This window comes from Absiella sp. AM29-15 (assembly GCF_003434225.1).
GTDB classification, from domain to species: domain Bacteria; phylum Bacillota_I; class Bacilli_A; order Erysipelotrichales; family Erysipelotrichaceae; genus Hoskinsella; species Hoskinsella hominis.
Genome location: NZ_QVFL01000016.1, coordinates 1 through 17,685, shown reverse-complemented (window position 1 = coordinate 17,685; position 17,685 = coordinate 1). Strand labels below are relative to the sequence as shown.

The following is a 17,685-nucleotide window of genomic DNA, read 5'->3' as shown; positions in this document are numbered from 1 at the left end:
GCATACGACAATGAAGAAAACATTAGTTCTATTAAGTACCATTGCGATGGCTCTGACTTTGAGTGCCTGCAGCGATGCAACAGCAAACATTTCTGATGGAAATGAAACACTAATCAGTGTTGGTAGTGAAAAAGTAACAAAAGAAGATGTATACCAGTCATTAAAAGCTAATATTGGTACTGCGACTCTGGCGAAATTAAAAGCAGAGGTTTACAAAAAAGAAGATATTAAAGAAACTGATGAAATTAAAAAACAGGCTGATGAGAAACTTGCCCAAATTAAAAAACAGTGGGGCGACAATTATGAAAAGCAGCTGAAATCTGAAGGTTTCGCAAATGATCAGGAGTTAAAAGAAGCGTATATCTTACCTGCTCTGTATCAGACAGAACTTCAGAAAAAATATGTTACAGAAAACAAAGAAGCACTATTCAAAAGCTATGTTCCTTATAAAGCACAGATTTTCCAAGCTGATGATGAAACAAAAGCCAATGATGCGTTAAACGCATTAAAGAAAGGCGATAAATTCTCAGACGTTGTGAAAAAATATGGTACTACATCAACATATGATGGAAGTGAAAAGGTTTATACAAACCAGAGTGGACTTCCTAATGAAGTATTCTCCGCAATGTCTGGTGCTGGTAAAAAAGGACTTGTAGAAAAAGTTATCACATCAACCAATACTTCTACTTCTGTGACATCTTATTACATTGTTAATTTAGTGGAAACAGAACCTAAGAATTATGAAGATGAAGCTATTCAGGCAATTGCTGAAACAAGCACCCTGGCTACAGAAGCTACAAAATTCTATTTTAAGAAATACGATATGACGATTTATGATATCGACGCATACAACAGCTTGAAAAATAGTGATTTGATCGTACAGTAAAAGAGCGAAAGCTCTTTTTCTTTTGGTATCGTTTTGTTATAATGAATAAGAAAAGAAAGAAGGTAAACATCAATGTGTATTTTTTGTAAAATCGTAAATCATGAAATTTCAAGCAGTGTGGTATATGAAGATGATGATGTATTAGCATTCTTAGACATCTCTCAAGTCACAAAGGGACATACACTCGTCATTCCTAAAAAACATTATGCAAATTTTATGGAATGTGATCCAGAAGTTATGAAGCATGTCATGGAGGTTGCACAAAAACTTGCCAAGCAAATTATGGACGCAACTCATGCAAACGGTATGAACATTTTAAGTAATGTTAATGAAGTTGCTGGTCAAAGCGTGCCACACTTTCATATTCATCTGATTCCACGCTATCGTGAAGATGATGCTTGCGTGATTGAATTTAAGGAAAGTGAACCACAGGATTTAAATGAAGTATTATCACTTATAAAAAAATAATGAAGGAAATTTCTCCTTCATTATTTTTCTAACACCTCCATTTGATATTTACTGGATGTTCTTCATTTTCTATTGCCACTTGCTTCAGTGAACGATATGCTCTACAAAACTCATTTCTGCCATATTCTTCATAAACAGCTTGTTCAGCTTCTGTGCCAGCTTCATGATAGGCAGTAGCCGCAGCGCCATAAAACAAGAAGCCCAACGCATTACTTGGCGTTTGCAAAATTGCACAAGCTGTCGTTATCGCTCTTGATGCCGCAACATCTACAGGATCATTTATTGTTTTCACATCATCTCTTGCTGTTTTCAGATATGGTTTTAGTTCTTTTACAGTAATTTCTTTTTCTAAACAGCATTTAACCATATCCATTGTTTCATTCAAACAGGAAGATGTATAAATTTTTGTATAATATTCTTTCACATAGGAAAGCGCCCATGCAGCAAGTGTTTCCTTGCTTTGGGTATCAATCAGATGCATCATATCCATACATTCCTGTCCATTTACATCACCCAACATTTTTCTAAGCTTTGCCACGTCAATCCCCTATTCTATTTTCTCAATTGTATATTGTTTGCCATATTTATGACTCATATAATTCTTAAAGTCTTTTTCTTTTTGTAAATTCTGTTTACCGCTGACAATGATTTTTTCACCATAAATATCTTCTTTTAAAATCTTGCCACTGGTATTAATTTCATTATATGTAATCATATAATAAATCGTTTCATCCTTAGTTTCCAGCTTTTCTTCTTTATTAGATACATTGACTTCCCCTTTTGCGGTGATAGAATAAATATCTAATATCTTATCTTTACTTTCATCATCTTTCGCATTTAAAAAGATTCGATACATAAAACGATAATTTTCCAATTCTGGTTCACTTGTGAAATAGAAAGCTGTAAAATCATCAGATAGGATGGAAGACATGTTCTTTTCTAAATATTTCTTAGAATTATCCTTTACCTCATCTAATAATGTTTGCGGTATCTGTTTAACATTCTCATAACGCACAGGAAGTCCTTCTACTGTCACTTCTTTTACCACATTGATGGCATTGATATGATAACGGGATGCCAAAGTTTCATCATAGGTTGTGCTGATTTTTATTTTATCCCCGTTTTTTAGGTTTTTATTTGGCGTTACTTTATATTCTACCGTATCCATAAATTCCTGAATACGCTGATTGTAATTCAGGTTTTTATTACGCACGCTCACAACACCAGAGCCATCATCTCCACGATATAATATTTCAATATCTTTGGTGATATCTACACCTGTTGTTCTAAAAAACAATAAATAACAGGTTGTATAAAGACTTAGAATGATCAAAGCCAGACATAATGCAGAAACCATCTTGCTTTTCATCGCATCTTTGCTTGGCACTTTAAAATGCATATCAGACATTTATGATCATCCTCCTTTTTTCTGTACTATTATAGCATGCTCCTATTACTTTTTCTATGTACCATTCCTTACGATTTTCTGTATTTTTCCACCAAGGCTTCCTTTACATCCTTACTTACTAGTGCATCGATATTCACATCATATTTCATCATTTCACGAATAATGGAGCTGGACACAAAGGCGTATGCAGGCGATGAAAATAAAAGCACCGTTTCGATTTCAGGATTTAAATATTGATTGGCACTTGCGATATCTAATTCATATTCATAGTCTTTTACACTTCTGACTCCACGAATTATTGCACAGGCACCATGCTGTTTTGCATATATTACCGTTAAAGAAGTATCCGCATCTACAATTACATTATTTAAATGACTGGTATTGTTTTTTAACATACGCAGACGTTCTTCCTGTGTAAACATTGTCTTTTTCTCACTGTTTTCAAGAATTACAACAATCAGTTCATCAAATAATCTGCTTGCCCGCTCTATAATATCTAAGTGTCCTTTGGTTAATGGATCAAAGCTTCCTGGAAAAATCGCTTTTTTCATAAACTTCCTCTTTTCTTATAATATGTAATACGTGTAATTCCATATGTTACATCTTTTACTTTTTCAAAACAGCCGACTTGATCTTCAAAAACATCTTCTTTCTGGCTCTCACAGACAACATCACCATCATCTTTTACTAAATCAAGTTCATCTAACAGGTTCAGTATTTCATGAATCTGTTGCTTTTTATAAGGTGGATCAAGAAAAACAAGATCAAATGTTTTTCCTTCTTCTTTTGCCTGTTGTAAAGCACGGTGATAATCCATCTTCCATACCGTTACTTTCTGTTCTACGCCTAATGTTTTCGCATTTGCCTTGATGGTGCGTATCGCTTTGACACTCACATCACATAACAGACTTGTATTTATGCCTCGACTAATTGCCTCAAAACTCATATTGCCACTACCACCAAATAAATCTAACATAGACCCACCGTCAAAATATGGCCCAATACGTGAGAAAATTGCTTCCTTCACTTTATCCGTGGTTGGTCTTGTGCCATTTCCTTCTACAGCGGATATGACTCTTGAACGAAATTCTCCAGCAACGATTCGCATTTTTTTCAACTCCTTGTGTATAAAACTTTTTATCCTGGGAAGATTAATAGTGCAACCGATAAAACGGTTGTTACCCCCCAATCTTTGTTTCTCCTCTTCCCTTTCTTAAAGAACCCTATCCCCTTGGGGTTCTTTTTTCTTTACCCTTTTTACCTTACGTATGGCTCCCTGGCGCCGTATCCTTGATATTACAGCTTGCGAAATTCCAATCGCAGACATAATTGCCATCAAGGAAGATCCACCACTGGATATAAATAACAATGGCACACCTGTTAAAGGAATCAGGCCGCCAACACCACCAACATTCAGAATAAAGTGAATAAATATATAACTGGCGGTACCAAATAAAATAATCTTATATCCTTCATTTACTGTATGTTTTGCATAATAAAACAATTGACGAATGATGGTAAGATAACATAGCACAATAAACAAGAACCCAAACAATCCTAGTTCTTCAATAATAATGGCCAGAATAAAGTCATTGTCTGATTGTGTCAGATAACCATATTTCTGAATAGAGTTACCTAATCCTACCCCTTTTAATCCCCCTCGTGCAATACCATATAATCCATTAATTGTCTGATAACCATTATTGAAAGGATCCGTAAAAGGATTCGCAGCATTTTCAATACGTACCGCAATATGGCTTAATGGCTGGATACTAGAAAACAGTTTAACCCCAATATCACTCATCAACACCAAGGCGCCAACACACCCAATCATGATGAGAATCCGCATAATTTTTTGTTGTTTCCTTAATCCTCTGTTACTTGGAATCAAAAAGCATAAGACAGAAATCATCACGAATACCAGCATACTACCAATATCCTTCTGTAAAATGATAGGAATCAGACACATAAAGAAATATATAAACGGCCATTGCATGATTCGCATGAAGTTCCAGCGATTATTTCCTGCAATCGCAACGTATACTGCCATCACAACAATAATGAATACTTTTGCGAATTCTGAAGGCTGAATCGTAACGATCTGCCCGGCTATCGCAAAACGAATCCATGCTTTACTACCATATACTTCTTTAGAAAATTGTGTAGCAATCAATGCCACCATAATCAAAATGCCGACAATCGGCAATGCTTTTTTTGCCCTTCCCATGTTGAAGTTATTCGCAAAAAATGTCAATAGCAGATAGGATACGATAATAAAGATGCTTTGTTTTATCATTACTTTTACGATATCCATGACGCCGCCTGTCGCATTTCCAACATTTGTTGAAATAATCATCAATGTGCCAAAGACCACAAGAAGCAAACTTGCAATATGTATCGGCATATCATATTTTTTTGGCATTTTTATTGATACAACGAGATTTTTTATTCGCATCTTTCATGACTCCTTTCTGCGTGATTTCCTTATAATGATATCATATTCCCTGTAATTTTTCACAATTAATTTATCAAAAGACTTCCATTCTATGAAAAAACCGTTTAAAATAATAACGTTGATAGAAAAGGAGTTAATCTACATGTATATTCATTATGATAATATCGTTAAAGATACAGACAGTGTTGTACGTCAAAAAAGTGAAAAAGTCAATCTTCCTTTAAGTGAAGAAGATAAGACTTTGTTACATGATTTATTTGTTTATGTAAAAGACAGTCAGGACGCAGAGATTGCAGAACGTGAAGATCTTCGTCCAGCAGTTGGTATTGCGGCTATTCAAATTGGTATTCCAAAAAGAATGCTGGCTGTTGTTGTTCCAGGTGAGGAAGAAGATGAAGTCTTTGAATATGCGCTGGCTAATCCACGCATTGTTTCTGAATCTGTACAAAAGGCCTATTTAAAGAATGGTGAAGGCTGTTTATCAGTAGAAGAAGAACATGAAGGCATTGTCCCTCGTAGTGCACGTGTGACTGTAAAAGGATATGATTTATTACAAGATAAAGAAGTAACCATTAAGGCTAAAAACTATCTTGCGATTGTTTTACAGCATGAAATTGATCATTTTTCAGGAACTTTATTCTATGATCGTATCAATGAAGATGATCCATGGCGTGCTATCCAGGATGCCGTTGTGATTGAATAATGCTCTGCTATAAGAGCATTTTTTATGGCTTTTTTTGAAGTTTTACGTTTATTCTCTATTTTTTATGCTATAATAATGAAAGATATGGTGCCATCTATATTCTAAATATCGAAAGGAGTTAATATGAATAACTATCATAACAATAAACAAGGCGCACCTAGAACTCATCAAGATCCAACAAGAAACAGTTATAATAAAATGAATACGGAGCGTAATGACACTTTAATCTATGCATTAGGTGGATTAGGCGAAGTAGGTAAAAATATGTACTGCTTTGAACATGAAAATGAGATTTTGATTGTGGATGCAGGTGTACGATTCCCAGAGGACAATCTTTTGGGTGTCGATTACGTCATTCCAGATTATGGATATCTGGTAAAAAACAACCGCAAGCGCAAAGTGCTTGTCATTACACATGGACATGAGGACCACATTGGTGGTATTCCCTTCCTGTTGAAAAGCGTGGATATTGAAGCAATTTATGCGCCAGCATTTGCAGTTGCTTTGATTAATAAAAAATTGGAAGAACGCAAAATGCTTCGCAGTGTGAAGCTGATTGAGATCAATGATCGCAGTTCTTTAAAAATGAATTATTTTACATGTGGTTTCTTTAATACCACACACTCTATTCCTGATTCCTTGGGAATTTTAATCAATACACCTAATGGCAGAATTGTTACTACCGGCGACTTTAAGTTCGATTTAACACCGGTTGGAAACAATGCGGACTATCAGGTCATGGCCTATATGGGACAAATTGGCGTCGATTTATTATTAAGTGATTCCACAAACTCAGGTGTTGAAGACTTCTCTATTTCAGAGAAAAAAGTCGCACAGGAGATTTTAGATATCATGAAGAAAACCAGCGGTCGTTTAATTGTCGCAACATTTGCATCTAATGTATATCGTGTATCACAGATATTAGAAGCAGCTGTCGCATGTGGCCGTAAGGTAATCATCTTCGGACGCAGTATGGAAAACGTCGTAACGATTGGGCGAAAGATGGGTAAAATCAAAGTTGGCGAACAGCATTTCTTATCTATTGACCAGTTGTCTACAACTCCTGCGAATAAAACATGTATCGTATGTACTGGAAGTCAGGGTGAACCTCTTGCGGCATTAAGCCGTATTGCCAATGGAACACATCGTTATATCAAACTGATTCCTGGTGATACTGTTATCTTCTCCAGTTCCCCAATTCCAGGAAATGGTGCAAGTGTAAATCAGGTTGTCAATAAGCTGTTTCGTGCCGGTGCCAATGTATTAACAAAATCCGTCTTAACCAATCTGCATACAACAGGACATGCCTCCCAAGAGGAACAAAAACTGATGCTGCAGTTAATTAAGCCAAAATATTTTATGCCAGTGCATGGTGAATATAAGATGCTGAAGCAGCACAAGGATACAGCAATAGAAACAGGTATTCCTAGAGAAAACATCTTCACATGTGCAAATGGCGATGTATTGATTTTACGTGATCACAAGGTATATGAAAGCAGCTTTAGAATTCCTGCAGATGATATCTATGTTGATGGAAATGACATCAGCGGTGTATCAACGGCAGTGCTGAAAGACCGTAAGATCTTAGCGGACAATGGTCTTGTGGCAGTTATTATCGCAATAGATTCCAAAGACAACAAAGTTCTTTGTAAACCTGTCATTGTATCTCGTGGCTTTGTCTTTATCAAAGACAGCCAGGGACTATTAAAAGAAGCAGAAATGATTGTGTATGATGCATTGAATGAAAAGATGAAACAACGTACAACCTTCTCTGATTTAAAGAATACCGTACGTGGATCATTAGAACCATTCCTTTACAACAAAACGCATCGTAATCCAATCGTAATCCCTGTTATTATAAACTCTAAATCCGCAATGCAGGCAATGGCACAAGCAAGAGCTGCCAGAATGGCTGGTAAACGTATTCCTAGAAACAATGTAGCACCTGCTGCTGAAAAACAAGAAAAAGCTGAATAAAGTGAAGTCATGTGCTTCACTTTTTCTTCATCAATTTTTCATGGTGTTCTATACATAAATATGATAAAATAATAAAGAATGTGAAAGGAGTGTTCCTGTGAAGAAATTATTAAAAATCTTATCTGTATTAGTGATTCTCGCCTTACTTTTGGCTGGTGTCTTCTTCTACAGTATTTATATATCCGTTGACCGTGTATCCTTAAATTATACAACCCTTACCTCACCTAAAATATCTGCGGATATGAATGATATTAAAATCGCTATGATATCTGATATCAAATACAATGGGTTTATGGGAAAAGATCGATTAACAAAGATGATCAATGAATTAAATGATGCGAATTGTGATATTGTATTATTTGGCGGTGACATGTTTGATAATCCTGCGACCAAAGAACCAGACAGTGCAGTTGTTAAAGAATTGACGGATATCTTAAAAAGTATTCAGGCTCCTTTAGGTAAATTTGCGGTATTGGGTGATCAAGATCAAGTTAATGACGATGTTAAAAACATTGTTTCTGATATTCTTTATCAATCTAATTTTGAAATATTAACAAATCAGGCAATCCGTATTCGTAATCATACAAAAAACAGTATTACCTTGGTTGGTATTGATTCTTTGATCAATGGCAATCCAAATCCTGACAGTGCCTTTAAAACGATTAGTGAAGATGAATACAATATCGTATTGACACACTGCCCTGATCTTATTTCAAGTGCAGACTTCAACAGCAATTATGTAGATGCAATGTTCGCTGGTCATTCTCTTGGTGGACAGATTTATTTACCTGTTATTGGGCCACTAAAAACCTTTGATGGCGCAAGAAGTTATAATCATGGCTTGTATACTGTGAATAAAACGAAATTGTTTGTGTCCAATGGTCTTGGCACCATTGATATTGATATGCGTTTATTCGCCCCACCGGAAATTATGATCTTCCGTCTGCAAAATGGAAATGCCGCTTAAACATCTGTGCTATGCAGATGTTTTTTTCTTGAAATCGTATCAGAAAATATACAGAATCTGACGAAATCAGACAGGCATTTCTAAAGTTTCCAACTTGATATTGATGTTTGGTTTTGTATGATATACTATTTGTAAAATGAAAGGGGATAATTTTTATGCAATTAAAACAACTTTTTTTGATTTTTTCTTGTACTCTACTATTATTTGGCTGTACAAAAAACAGTGAACAATCTATTGATGAAGAAAAACCACAAGAAAGTCAAAAAACATCCATGGCATTAGATACAAATAAACAATATGCTTTATATGACAAAGTAAAGGTTCGTTTTAAAGAAATTTATGTAGGAGATACCATCACACCAACGAATAGAAATGGTGAATATACCTATCTTCCTGCAGAAAATGATTCTTCTACAATGTATGATGTAATCTTTTATGTAGAAAACAAATCTAATCAAGATATTGATATCTCAGATTATATCTATGGACTGCTAGATAGTAAGTATTACGGTTATACTTATATGGAAACACAAGACCATAGAAATATCAGCGATGATACCATATTAAAAAGTCAAACCAAAAGCAATTTACATCTAATATTTGATATAAAGAAAGCTGATATAAAAACGATAGAAACGGAAAACAAAGATATTCTCGTATATATAAACAATGATAAATACACCCTTCCTTTCAAAGAAATCAAACCTAAATACACTAAATTAGAACTCGAAAAAGAAACAACTGCTGATGTTTTAAAATTAACGCCATTATCTTCTTCTGTATCAAAGACCATTCCCCCTATAAATCCAGATGAAAACAGCTTGTTTTATATATGCAATGATGAAAACAAAAAATATGCTGGTATGTATATTCAAATTGAAAATACATCCGATCAAGTAATCAATGTATTTGATAAAATTGGCGTACGTATAAAACAAGAAGATAAAGGCAGCGATACATGGTTAGTTTTATTAAGTTGTGATAACTCTGATTTTGTGCAAACATATGAAATAGAGCCACATACAACCAGAACGGTTTTAATTTTTAGTGAAGTAAAGGTTATTCCAGGAAAAAGTCATTATACTGTAACACTGAATATTGATGGAGAGCCTTATCAATACGTTTACCATCATACCAATTTTGATATATAGACATCTGTGCTATGCAGATGTTTTTTCTTGAAATCGTATCAGAAAATATACAGAATCTGACGAAATCAGACAGGCATTTCTAAAGTTTTATGATTTGCATTTTTTTCTATTTTTCTATGCTATACTTTCCTTATCTTAAGGAGGAGCATTATATGAAATTTAAACAAGGACTGGCTATCCTGATGTGTACACTGCTGTTATTTGGCTGTACAAAAAAAGAAGAAACAATGACAGATGAAGTATCGGATATCATGGAAGTTTCAAATATGAAAATCAAAGTTGAAGATACCACATTCTATCTATATCAGCCAATGAATAAAGTTTTAGACAAATGGACTCCTGATCCATCTCTCAACATTACAACGATTCAGGCAAAGGATCAATCATCTTTCAATCTGTTTTATAAAGCAGATTCCGAAAAAAAGATTTTTGTGACAGCATATAACCCTGAATCTAGTGAACAATCTGTAGAAAACTGTATCATCTTATACATATCTTTTGATGAATTCACGAAAAATATCAACAATTATGAACTGCCTCAAAATTTTAAATTAAATGAATCCAAAGAAGAGGATATCTTCCATACATTTGGTATTCCTATGTCATATCAACAGACAGCTACCCGTCGCACATATCTATACCATTCCTCAATGGATTTTACGAATACAGAACAGCTGAAATTAGAATTTGACCAGGGATTATTATTGGGAATGGAATTAAGAGGTACACCAGAAGGTATGAAACAAAAAACAAACACCTTCCTTACAGAAAAAGTATTAAAAAGAGCATTAATTCCCTTCTCCCCTACTAAGGATAAATCAACCGAGCTTTCCAAAGGTATCCTAGTTATAGAAGATAAAAAGATATCCGCAAATACATCTTTGAAGATGCTTCTTGATGATGGCTGGTCATGTGATTGGACTTCTACACATATTAACAATGGCATTACCACAGTTTCCTTAAAAAAGAATGATGCGCATTATACCATGGATGTAAGTGGTGAATTTCAAAAGATAGAAGATGTCACAGATAAAAATATCATACAAACTATTGATTTCGATGCTCATGCACATGTTTAATTTCCTGAAAATCTGACAAGCAAATCAAATGCCGCAGAGTTCTTAGAAACATATGGTGCACCAACACGAATGATCTACACTCAACAAAATGCTGGATGTGGTTATATGTTTGATAATGGTTTGGAAGTTCATTTGACTTTCAATCCAGAAAATCATTTAACTTATACATCTATACGCTACCCCAAATAACAAGAAAGGAATTTCTAAATTATGAAATTAAAACAACATTTAATGATTTTATACAGCTGTTTATTACTAGCTGGTTGTGGCAGCAGCCAAGATTCAACACCTAACACAAGCAAGCCTTCTTCCAATGCGGATAATTTATCAATATCCAATGTAAAAATACAGTTGGAAGGTACTGACTTTTATCTTTACCAGCCCACAAAAGAAGTTTTAAAAGATTGGGAACCAGAGAAACCGGTGGAAAATCTTCGTACAGGAAAATATAAAGCACTTTATCTTATCAACAAGAAGAATGATCAGTCTCGTATCAGTGTTCGTGTTTATAATAAAGAGATAGAAGACTGTTCCTTAGAAGATACCATTATAACGGAAATTTATACTGGTGTTTACAGCAGATCAAATGAAACCTTCCATTTACCTAAAGATGTAAAACTGAATGTATCAAGTGAAGAAGATGTATGTAAAGCGATTGGATATCCTTTGATTTATACACAGGAGGAAAAAGATCCTGTATTCATTTATAAAACTGCCTTTGAAGATAACAAGGCAGAAACGATGACCATAGAATTTAAAGATCATCGTTTAGATGGCATCACATTGCATGCAACTGGTACCAATCGTGATCAACCAGAAAAAAGCTTTGATCCTAAGTCATTAACAGGTATGGATCCTGTGGCATTTTCACTTAATAAACCAATATCTTCATCACTTTCTGAAGGTATCTTGGAATTAGAAGGTATAAAAATCCAAAAAAACACCCCTATCAAAACATTGATTGATCAGGGATGGACTACAGATTGGTTATCTCAGCATTTGGATTCTACCACAATTCCGTTGACAAAAGATAAAGAAAAATACATGATTGATGTCAAAGGTGTTGTAAATGATATAAAAGATCTTACAAAAGAACATGTCATTACCAGCATTGATTTTAATGAAACTTCTAATATCATTCTGCCAGAAAATATCACACTTGGCGCAGAGCTCAGTGATGTGATCAATCATTATGGCACACCATTTTATTTAAGCTATACAGATGACCAAGAAGTCTATGTAAAATATCAATGTGCTAATGGTATGATCTATCATCTTAGTTTTGATAAAAACAACAAATTAGTTCATGGTATTGTTAGTTATTAAATGAAAAAAGGAGATTTCTCTCCTTTTCTTTTATGCTCTTAATTCTGCGTTGACATCCTTCTTTAAGGAAGCCATAATCTTTTCATGAATTTCATTGATTTCTGTATCCTTCAATGTCTTATTGAAAGACTGGAATGTTACTGTCAATGCGATAGACTTGTATCCTGCTTCTACATGTTCTCCCATATAAACATCGAATACTTCTACATTTTGAATAATATTTTCTTTTTCCAGTTTACCATTTTTCTTAATGCTGGAAATAATATCCGCTACCTTGACATCTTCTTGTACAACAAGTGCATAGTCACGAGTCACAGATGGATATTTACTGATTTCTGTGAATTTTACTTTTGCCGGTTTATTCTTTAACAGGATTTCCATATTGATTTCCATAGCAACAGTTTCATTGATACCATATCTCTTTGCAACAGCTGGATGAATCTGACCTAAGATACCCAGCAACTCTTTTCCAAGATATACTTCTGCGCTGCGATATGGGTGGAAGTTTTTCATATCTGTTTTGTTTTCCTTAAAAATGATACGTTTTGCGTCATATCCAATAGAAGCCATAATTGCTTCCAACAGACCTTTTATGGTATAGAAGTCTACATCGACACTGTATTTCTGCCAACGATTTTTATGTAATGCGCCACTAGCGACAACACATAAACGTTCTTCTACTTCCCCTACACCATATACATTGCTCATTTCATATAACGCAATATCCTTGATGCTTCTTGCCTGATTGTATGCAATACATTCCAATAGACTTGGTAAAATAGAGTTACGTACATATTTATGATCTTCACTCATTGGTGAAGCTAATTCATAAACATGTTCCTGTCCCATTACAGCATCATCGATTTCTTTTTGACCTACTAAAGAATATGTCACAGCTTCATTGTAGCCTAAATCTGCCAACATACCACGGAATTTTCTTCTCAAAGCCTGACGTTTGTTTAATGCGCCAAGGGTAGCTGGAAGTTCTGGCAACGTACTAGGTAAACGATCATATCCTAAGATACGAATCAGTTCTTCTGCGATATCTTCTTCAATAGATAGATCAGTACGATAACTTGGGATTACAACATGAATGTCTTCCCCATTTTTAACAGGCTGTAAATGCAAATCACATAATACCTGCATGACTTCTTCTTCCCCAAAATCAGTACCCAGTAATTTATTGATACTTGCTAAATTCACATCAAATTCTACTGGTGTATAGTTATTAGAACCATATTGTTTGGTTTCTTCTAAACCACTGGCATCTGCATATTCACACAGCAATTGAACAGCACGATCCATTGCCTTAAAGGTAGCCATTGGCTCAATACCTTTCTGATAGCGGACACTTGCATCTGTATTCAGATTTAAACGACGTGCTGTATTACGGATAGATACATGATTGAATACAGCAGCTTCGATTATGATACCTGTTGTTGTATCTTCAATCTTACTGTCATCTCCACCCATGACACCAGCAATACCAATTGGTTTGCCTTCTGTAGTAATAACGATATCATCTTTTGTTAATTGATATTCGATACCATCTAATGCTGTATATACTTCTTCAATACCATCTTTTACAGTAATCTCCTGTGCAGGTATTGCATGAATATCATAAAAGTGCAGTGGCTGACCAGTTTCTAACATGACAATGTTACTGATATCCACAACATTATTGATAGATTTCATACCAGATGCCATCAACAGTTCTTTCATCCATTTTGGTGATTCTTTAATCGTCACATGATTGATCACTTTACCTAAAAACAATGGACATTTTTCTGTTTCACTGGATACATGTAGTTTTGTTTCTGTACCAACAGATGCAGCACCATCTGCATAAGGAATTTTTACTTCTTTATGTAATACAGCACCAGCTTCTAAAGCCATAGACCATGCGGCCATACAATCATTACGATTTGGTGTTAACCCGATATCTAAAATTTCATCATCTAATCCTAAATATCCTAATGGATCACAGTTTCCTACAGGTGCATCTTCATCTAATACTTCAATACCATTCTTGCTTTCTTCACTCAACATATGTGCATCTACGCCAAGTTCTAATAAAGAACATATCATACCATTGCTTTCCTGTCCACGAATCACACCTGCTTTGATTTCACCACCAGGAAGTTTTGCGCCAACACGTGCCACAATGACCTTCTGTCCAGCTGCCACATTTGGCGCTCCACAAACGATCTGTTCAATTTTTTCACCCAGATCTACTTTACAAACATGTAAATGATCACTATCTGGATGATCTACACATTCTAAAACTTTTCCTATGACCAGGTTAGTCCCCTGGCTCATTTTTTCGATTCCTTCTACTTCAGAACCACTGTTTGTGATCTTATCCGCTAATTCTTCAATGCTTAGATCACTTACATCCATATATTGACTTAACCATTTTCTACTTATGATCATGATGTACCCTCCTATTCAAAACGGTTGAACGTTTTCAAGAAACGAATATCGTTTGTATAGAAATCACGAATATCTGTGATACCATACTTCAACATTGCGACACGTTCAATACCGATACCAAATGCAAAGCCGCTTAGTTCATCAGGATCATATCCTGCCATACGTAAAACATTTGGATGTACCATACCAGCACCTAAGATTTCAATCCATCCAGTACCTTTACAAACAGGACATCCTTTACCACCACATACATGGCAGCTGACATCTACTTCTACACTAGGTTCTGTGAACTGGAAATAGCTTGGACGGAAACGAATCGTTCTGTTTTCCCCAAACATTTTCTTTGCCAGGAATAATAATGTACCCTTTAAATCTGATAATGTGATATTTTTATCTACGACCAATCCTTCACACTGCATAAACTGGTGAGAATGTGTCGCATCATCATCATCTCTACGATACACTTTACCTGGACAGATTACCTTGATTGGAAGTTTTTGTTCTTTTGCGCCTGCCTCTAATTCACGCATCTGTACCGCAGTTGTATGGGTACGCATCAATTCTTCCGCATTGATATAGAAAGTATCCTGCATATCTCTTGCCGGGTGATCCTTTGGGATATTCGCACGTTCAAAGTTATATAAATCCTGTTCTACTTCAGGACCTTCTCCAATTTCATATCCAAGACCAATAAACAAATCTTCCATTTCCTGCTGTACAAGCATCAATGGGTGAATATTACCAAGTGTAGGTTTTTGTCCATCTAATGTGATATCGATTTTTTCTGATTCGATTTTCTTGTTCATTTCTTCTACTTCCAGCACTGCTTTACGGTCTTCGATTACTTGTGCAAGCTGGCTTTTTACTTCATTGACCTGCTGACCAAAAGCAGGACGTTCTTCTTTTGGAAGATCCTTCATTGATTTCATTACTTCCTGAATTGGTCCTTTTTTACCAAGATATAAAACACGTAGACTTTGTAGTTCATTCATATCTTTACAGGACGCAATCTTATTCAGAGCTTCTTCTCTGATTGTTGTTAGTTTTTCCATGTCTAATCCATCCTTTCTGCCATAAAAAAAGCCCCAAGATACAGGAACGCTGGACATTGCGCGGTACCATCCTGTTTCATCTTGCGACACACCTTACTTATCATGATAACCGTCATGGATACGGGAGATGATTAATCTCACTCCAAGGTGAATTCATAAAGCCATACATCAAGAAAACTTTCAGTCCATGATTTTCTCTCCCTAACATGCTGATGCCTTATTACTACTCCTTATCAACGTTTTCTTATTCATTATACCCAATTTGTCCTTTATTTACAAGCATTTTTTCTGATTTGTACACTATTTTGAATCATAAATTTTACAGAAAATTAATGAAAAAATCTGTATTCTGTAGTATCATGATACATAAGCAAAGGGAGGAATGAAAATGTTAAAGATTATGAGTGCAGGTCCTACACAGGTCAGAGAAAATGTACGTCAAGCTAGAAGCCGCATTTGCACAAACCCTGATTTAGACCCGGCTTTTTTTCAATCTTATGAAGAAACATGTAAGAAAATCAGTAGTATTCTGCATACAAACAACGATACCCATATCTTGTCTGGTGAAGGTATACTTGGTTTAGAAGCAGCCATCGCATCCTTAACAGAGCCAAATGATCGTGCTTTGGTTATAGAAAACGGTATCTTTGGAGAAGGCTTTGCGGATTTTATTCAAATGTATCAGGGAGATGTGACATTCTTTCATGGAGATAAATTAAAAGGCATCGATCTGGATGAATTAAAAGCATTTTTGGATAAAGACCATGATTTCGCATATGCAACACTTGTCCATGTAGATACACCAAGTGGTGTTTGTAACGACATTACCGCAATCTGCACTCTGCTTCACAGCTATGGTATTTTAAGTGTTGTAGATAGTGTGGCAGGTATGATTGGAGAAGAAGTAAACGTAGATGAAGCACATATCGATATCCTTTGTGGAGGCTCACAAAAAGCCATCAGTGTACCACCAGGATTAACCATTGTGACAATCAGTGATGATGCATGGAGAAAGATGGAACAGCGTAAAACACCTATTGCAGGATTTTATGTGAATCTTTTAAACTTCAAAAATGTTTTGAAAGAACAATGGTTTCCTTATACCATGCCAGTATCCGATATCGAAGGATTACGTGTTGCCATTGATAATATCTTAGATGAACCAGCTATTGTAAACCGTCATGAACGCATTGCGAAAGCTACAAGAGAAGCTGTCACAAAAGCAGGATTAACGTTATATCTGAATGACAATCACGCCAATACAGTCACAGTCATCAATGTTCCAGAAGGTGTATCTTCACCACAACTTTTACAAGATATGATAGATGATCATCATATTCTGATTTCGGGATGTTTCTCTTATCTGCAGGATAAAGTCATCCGTATCGGTCATATGGGAGAAAATGCTAATGTTGAAGATGTTGCTTTAACACTTTCCGCATTGCAGGCATGTTTTACAAAACAAGGTTATCATTTATCATGTGATATGGAAGACGTATTCTTATCTTCCGTTCGTCAAGGATAGTTTCGACTATCCTTTTTCTTTTTATTTTATATCTTTCCAAACCATTTTCGCTTTCTTCTGATGATTTCCAACACCAATTTTTATCGCATCATCACTATATCGTTTGTCTATGATCTGTGCCATCGCTTTATCCGCAGCAGCCAATAAGTAGTCTTCTTTGTCATTTTCTGCATACTTCATTTCTATGACGATATCTCGCTGGCCTTTTTTTGATTTCAAATATATATCTGCTCTTCCATATCCCTTTTCTTGATT

17 protein-coding genes are annotated in these 17,685 nt (G+C 35.3%); 9 read left to right on the top strand and 8 right to left on the bottom strand.

Annotation, left to right across the window (positions count from 1 at the left end):
* Nucleotides 1-10 precede the first annotated feature (10 nt).
* A complete protein-coding gene (locus tag DW761_RS15180) occupies nucleotides 11-886 on the top strand; it encodes a hypothetical protein (RefSeq protein ID WP_117518633.1) in 876 nt (291 codons plus the stop codon).
* A gap of 72 nt (nucleotides 887-958) precedes the next feature.
* Nucleotides 959-1,354, top strand: coding sequence for an HIT family protein (locus tag DW761_RS15175; RefSeq protein ID WP_117518632.1), 396 nt, complete (start codon nucleotides 959-961; stop codon nucleotides 1,352-1,354).
* A 28-nt stretch (nucleotides 1,355-1,382) separates the two neighbouring features.
* On the opposite strand, the gene DW761_RS15170 is transcribed toward DW761_RS15175, so the two are convergent.
* The 5 genes from DW761_RS15170 to DW761_RS15150 all read right to left on the bottom strand — a co-directional run bounded on the left by DW761_RS15170 (nucleotide 1,383) and on the right by DW761_RS15150 (nucleotide 5,217).
* On the bottom strand, nucleotides 1,383-1,892 hold the full coding sequence (locus DW761_RS15170) for a putative immunity protein (RefSeq protein WP_117518631.1): 510 nt from the start codon (nucleotides 1,890-1,892) through the stop codon (nucleotides 1,383-1,385).
* Between the two features lie 9 nt (nucleotides 1,893-1,901).
* Nucleotides 1,902-2,762: a hypothetical protein gene (locus tag DW761_RS15165; RefSeq protein ID WP_117518630.1), complete on the bottom strand. Its 861-nt coding sequence runs from the start codon at nucleotides 2,760-2,762 to the stop codon at nucleotides 1,902-1,904.
* Between the two features lie 68 nt (nucleotides 2,763-2,830).
* Nucleotides 2,831-3,313 (bottom strand): pantetheine-phosphate adenylyltransferase, encoded by a 483-nt coding sequence (gene coaD, locus DW761_RS15160; RefSeq protein ID WP_117518629.1) that lies wholly within the window; start codon nucleotides 3,311-3,313, stop codon nucleotides 2,831-2,833.
* Entirely contained in the window at nucleotides 3,310-3,951 is a 642-nt protein-coding gene (rsmD, locus tag DW761_RS15155) for a 16S rRNA (guanine(966)-N(2))-methyltransferase RsmD (protein WP_333782696.1), read from the bottom strand. Before rsmD ends, coaD begins: the two co-directional genes overlap by 4 nt.
* A 24-nt stretch (nucleotides 3,952-3,975) precedes the next feature.
* Nucleotides 3,976-5,217, bottom strand: a complete 1,242-nt coding sequence (locus tag DW761_RS15150; RefSeq protein WP_117455156.1) for an FtsW/RodA/SpoVE family cell cycle protein — start codon at nucleotides 5,215-5,217, stop codon at nucleotides 3,976-3,978.
* Between the two features lie 142 nt (nucleotides 5,218-5,359).
* On the opposite strand from DW761_RS15150, the gene def reads away from it, so the two are divergent.
* The 6 genes from def to DW761_RS15120 all read left to right on the top strand — a co-directional run bounded on the left by def (nucleotide 5,360) and on the right by DW761_RS15120 (nucleotide 12,420).
* A complete protein-coding gene (gene def, locus DW761_RS15145; RefSeq protein ID WP_117455158.1) occupies nucleotides 5,360-5,920 on the top strand; it encodes a peptide deformylase in 561 nt (186 codons plus the stop codon).
* 123 nt (nucleotides 5,921-6,043) lie between these two features.
* Nucleotides 6,044-7,897 (top strand): ribonuclease J1, encoded by a 1,854-nt coding sequence (gene rnjA / locus DW761_RS15140; protein WP_117518627.1) that lies wholly within the window; start codon nucleotides 6,044-6,046, stop codon nucleotides 7,895-7,897.
* Nucleotides 7,898-7,994: 97 nt separating this feature from the next.
* A complete protein-coding gene (locus tag DW761_RS15135) occupies nucleotides 7,995-8,864 on the top strand; it encodes a metallophosphoesterase (RefSeq protein ID WP_117518626.1) in 870 nt (289 codons plus the stop codon).
* A gap of 155 nt (nucleotides 8,865-9,019) precedes the next feature.
* Entirely contained in the window at nucleotides 9,020-10,015 is a 996-nt protein-coding gene (locus tag DW761_RS15130) for a hypothetical protein (RefSeq protein WP_117518625.1), read from the top strand.
* 152 nt (nucleotides 10,016-10,167) lie between these two features.
* On the top strand, nucleotides 10,168-11,094 hold the full coding sequence (locus DW761_RS15125; RefSeq protein WP_117518624.1) for a hypothetical protein: 927 nt from the start codon (nucleotides 10,168-10,170) through the stop codon (nucleotides 11,092-11,094).
* A 210-nt stretch (nucleotides 11,095-11,304) separates the two neighbouring features.
* The gene (locus DW761_RS15120; protein WP_117518623.1) at nucleotides 11,305-12,420 is read left to right on the top strand and encodes a hypothetical protein; all 1,116 of its coding nucleotides are present in this window, start codon (nucleotides 11,305-11,307) and stop codon (nucleotides 12,418-12,420) included.
* 30 nt (nucleotides 12,421-12,450) lie between these two features.
* On the opposite strand, the gene pheT is transcribed toward DW761_RS15120, so the two are convergent.
* Entirely contained in the window at nucleotides 12,451-14,853 is a 2,403-nt protein-coding gene (gene pheT, locus DW761_RS15115) for a phenylalanine--tRNA ligase subunit beta (protein WP_117518622.1), read from the bottom strand.
* An 11-nt stretch (nucleotides 14,854-14,864) separates the two neighbouring features.
* On the bottom strand, nucleotides 14,865-15,905 hold the full coding sequence (gene pheS / locus DW761_RS15110; protein ID WP_117455176.1) for a phenylalanine--tRNA ligase subunit alpha: 1,041 nt from the start codon (nucleotides 15,903-15,905) through the stop codon (nucleotides 14,865-14,867).
* A 388-nt stretch (nucleotides 15,906-16,293) separates the two neighbouring features.
* On the opposite strand from pheS, the gene DW761_RS15105 reads away from it, so the two are divergent.
* Nucleotides 16,294-17,430, top strand: a complete 1,137-nt coding sequence (locus tag DW761_RS15105) for a pyridoxal-phosphate-dependent aminotransferase family protein (RefSeq protein ID WP_199484179.1) — start codon at nucleotides 16,294-16,296, stop codon at nucleotides 17,428-17,430.
* 21 nt (nucleotides 17,431-17,451) lie between these two features.
* Here DW761_RS15105 and DW761_RS15100 read toward each other — a convergent pair.
* Nucleotides 17,452-17,685, bottom strand: a 234-nt coding sequence (locus tag DW761_RS15100) for a PD-(D/E)XK nuclease domain-containing protein (protein ID WP_199485642.1), incomplete at its 5' end; no start/stop codon positions are given.

Coding starts and splice junctions, on each gene's coding strand:
- DW761_RS15180 (WP_117518633.1), top strand. CDS start 11: ATGAAGAAAACATTAGTTCTATTAAGTACCATTGCGATGGCTCTGACT.
- DW761_RS15175 (WP_117518632.1), top strand. CDS start 959: ATGTGTATTTTTTGTAAAATCGTAAATCATGAAATTTCAAGCAGTGTG.
- DW761_RS15165 (WP_117518630.1), bottom strand. CDS start 2,762: ATGTCTGATATGCATTTTAAAGTGCCAAGCAAAGATGCGATGAAAAGC.
- coaD (WP_117518629.1), bottom strand. CDS start 3,313: ATGAAAAAAGCGATTTTTCCAGGAAGCTTTGATCCATTAACCAAAGGA.
- DW761_RS15150 (WP_117455156.1), bottom strand. CDS start 5,217: ATGCGAATAAAAAATCTCGTTGTATCAATAAAAATGCCAAAAAAATAT.
- def (WP_117455158.1), top strand. CDS start 5,360: ATGTATATTCATTATGATAATATCGTTAAAGATACAGACAGTGTTGTA.
- rnjA (WP_117518627.1), top strand. CDS start 6,044: ATGAATAACTATCATAACAATAAACAAGGCGCACCTAGAACTCATCAA.
- DW761_RS15130 (WP_117518625.1), top strand. CDS start 9,020: ATGCAATTAAAACAACTTTTTTTGATTTTTTCTTGTACTCTACTATTA.
- DW761_RS15125 (WP_117518624.1), top strand. CDS start 10,168: ATGAAATTTAAACAAGGACTGGCTATCCTGATGTGTACACTGCTGTTA.
- DW761_RS15120 (WP_117518623.1), top strand. CDS start 11,305: ATGAAATTAAAACAACATTTAATGATTTTATACAGCTGTTTATTACTA.
- pheT (WP_117518622.1), bottom strand. CDS start 14,853: ATGATCATAAGTAGAAAATGGTTAAGTCAATATATGGATGTAAGTGAT.
- pheS (WP_117455176.1), bottom strand. CDS start 15,905: ATGGAAAAACTAACAACAATCAGAGAAGAAGCTCTGAATAAGATTGCG.
- DW761_RS15105 (WP_199484179.1), top strand. CDS start 16,294: ATGTTAAAGATTATGAGTGCAGGTCCTACACAGGTCAGAGAAAATGTA.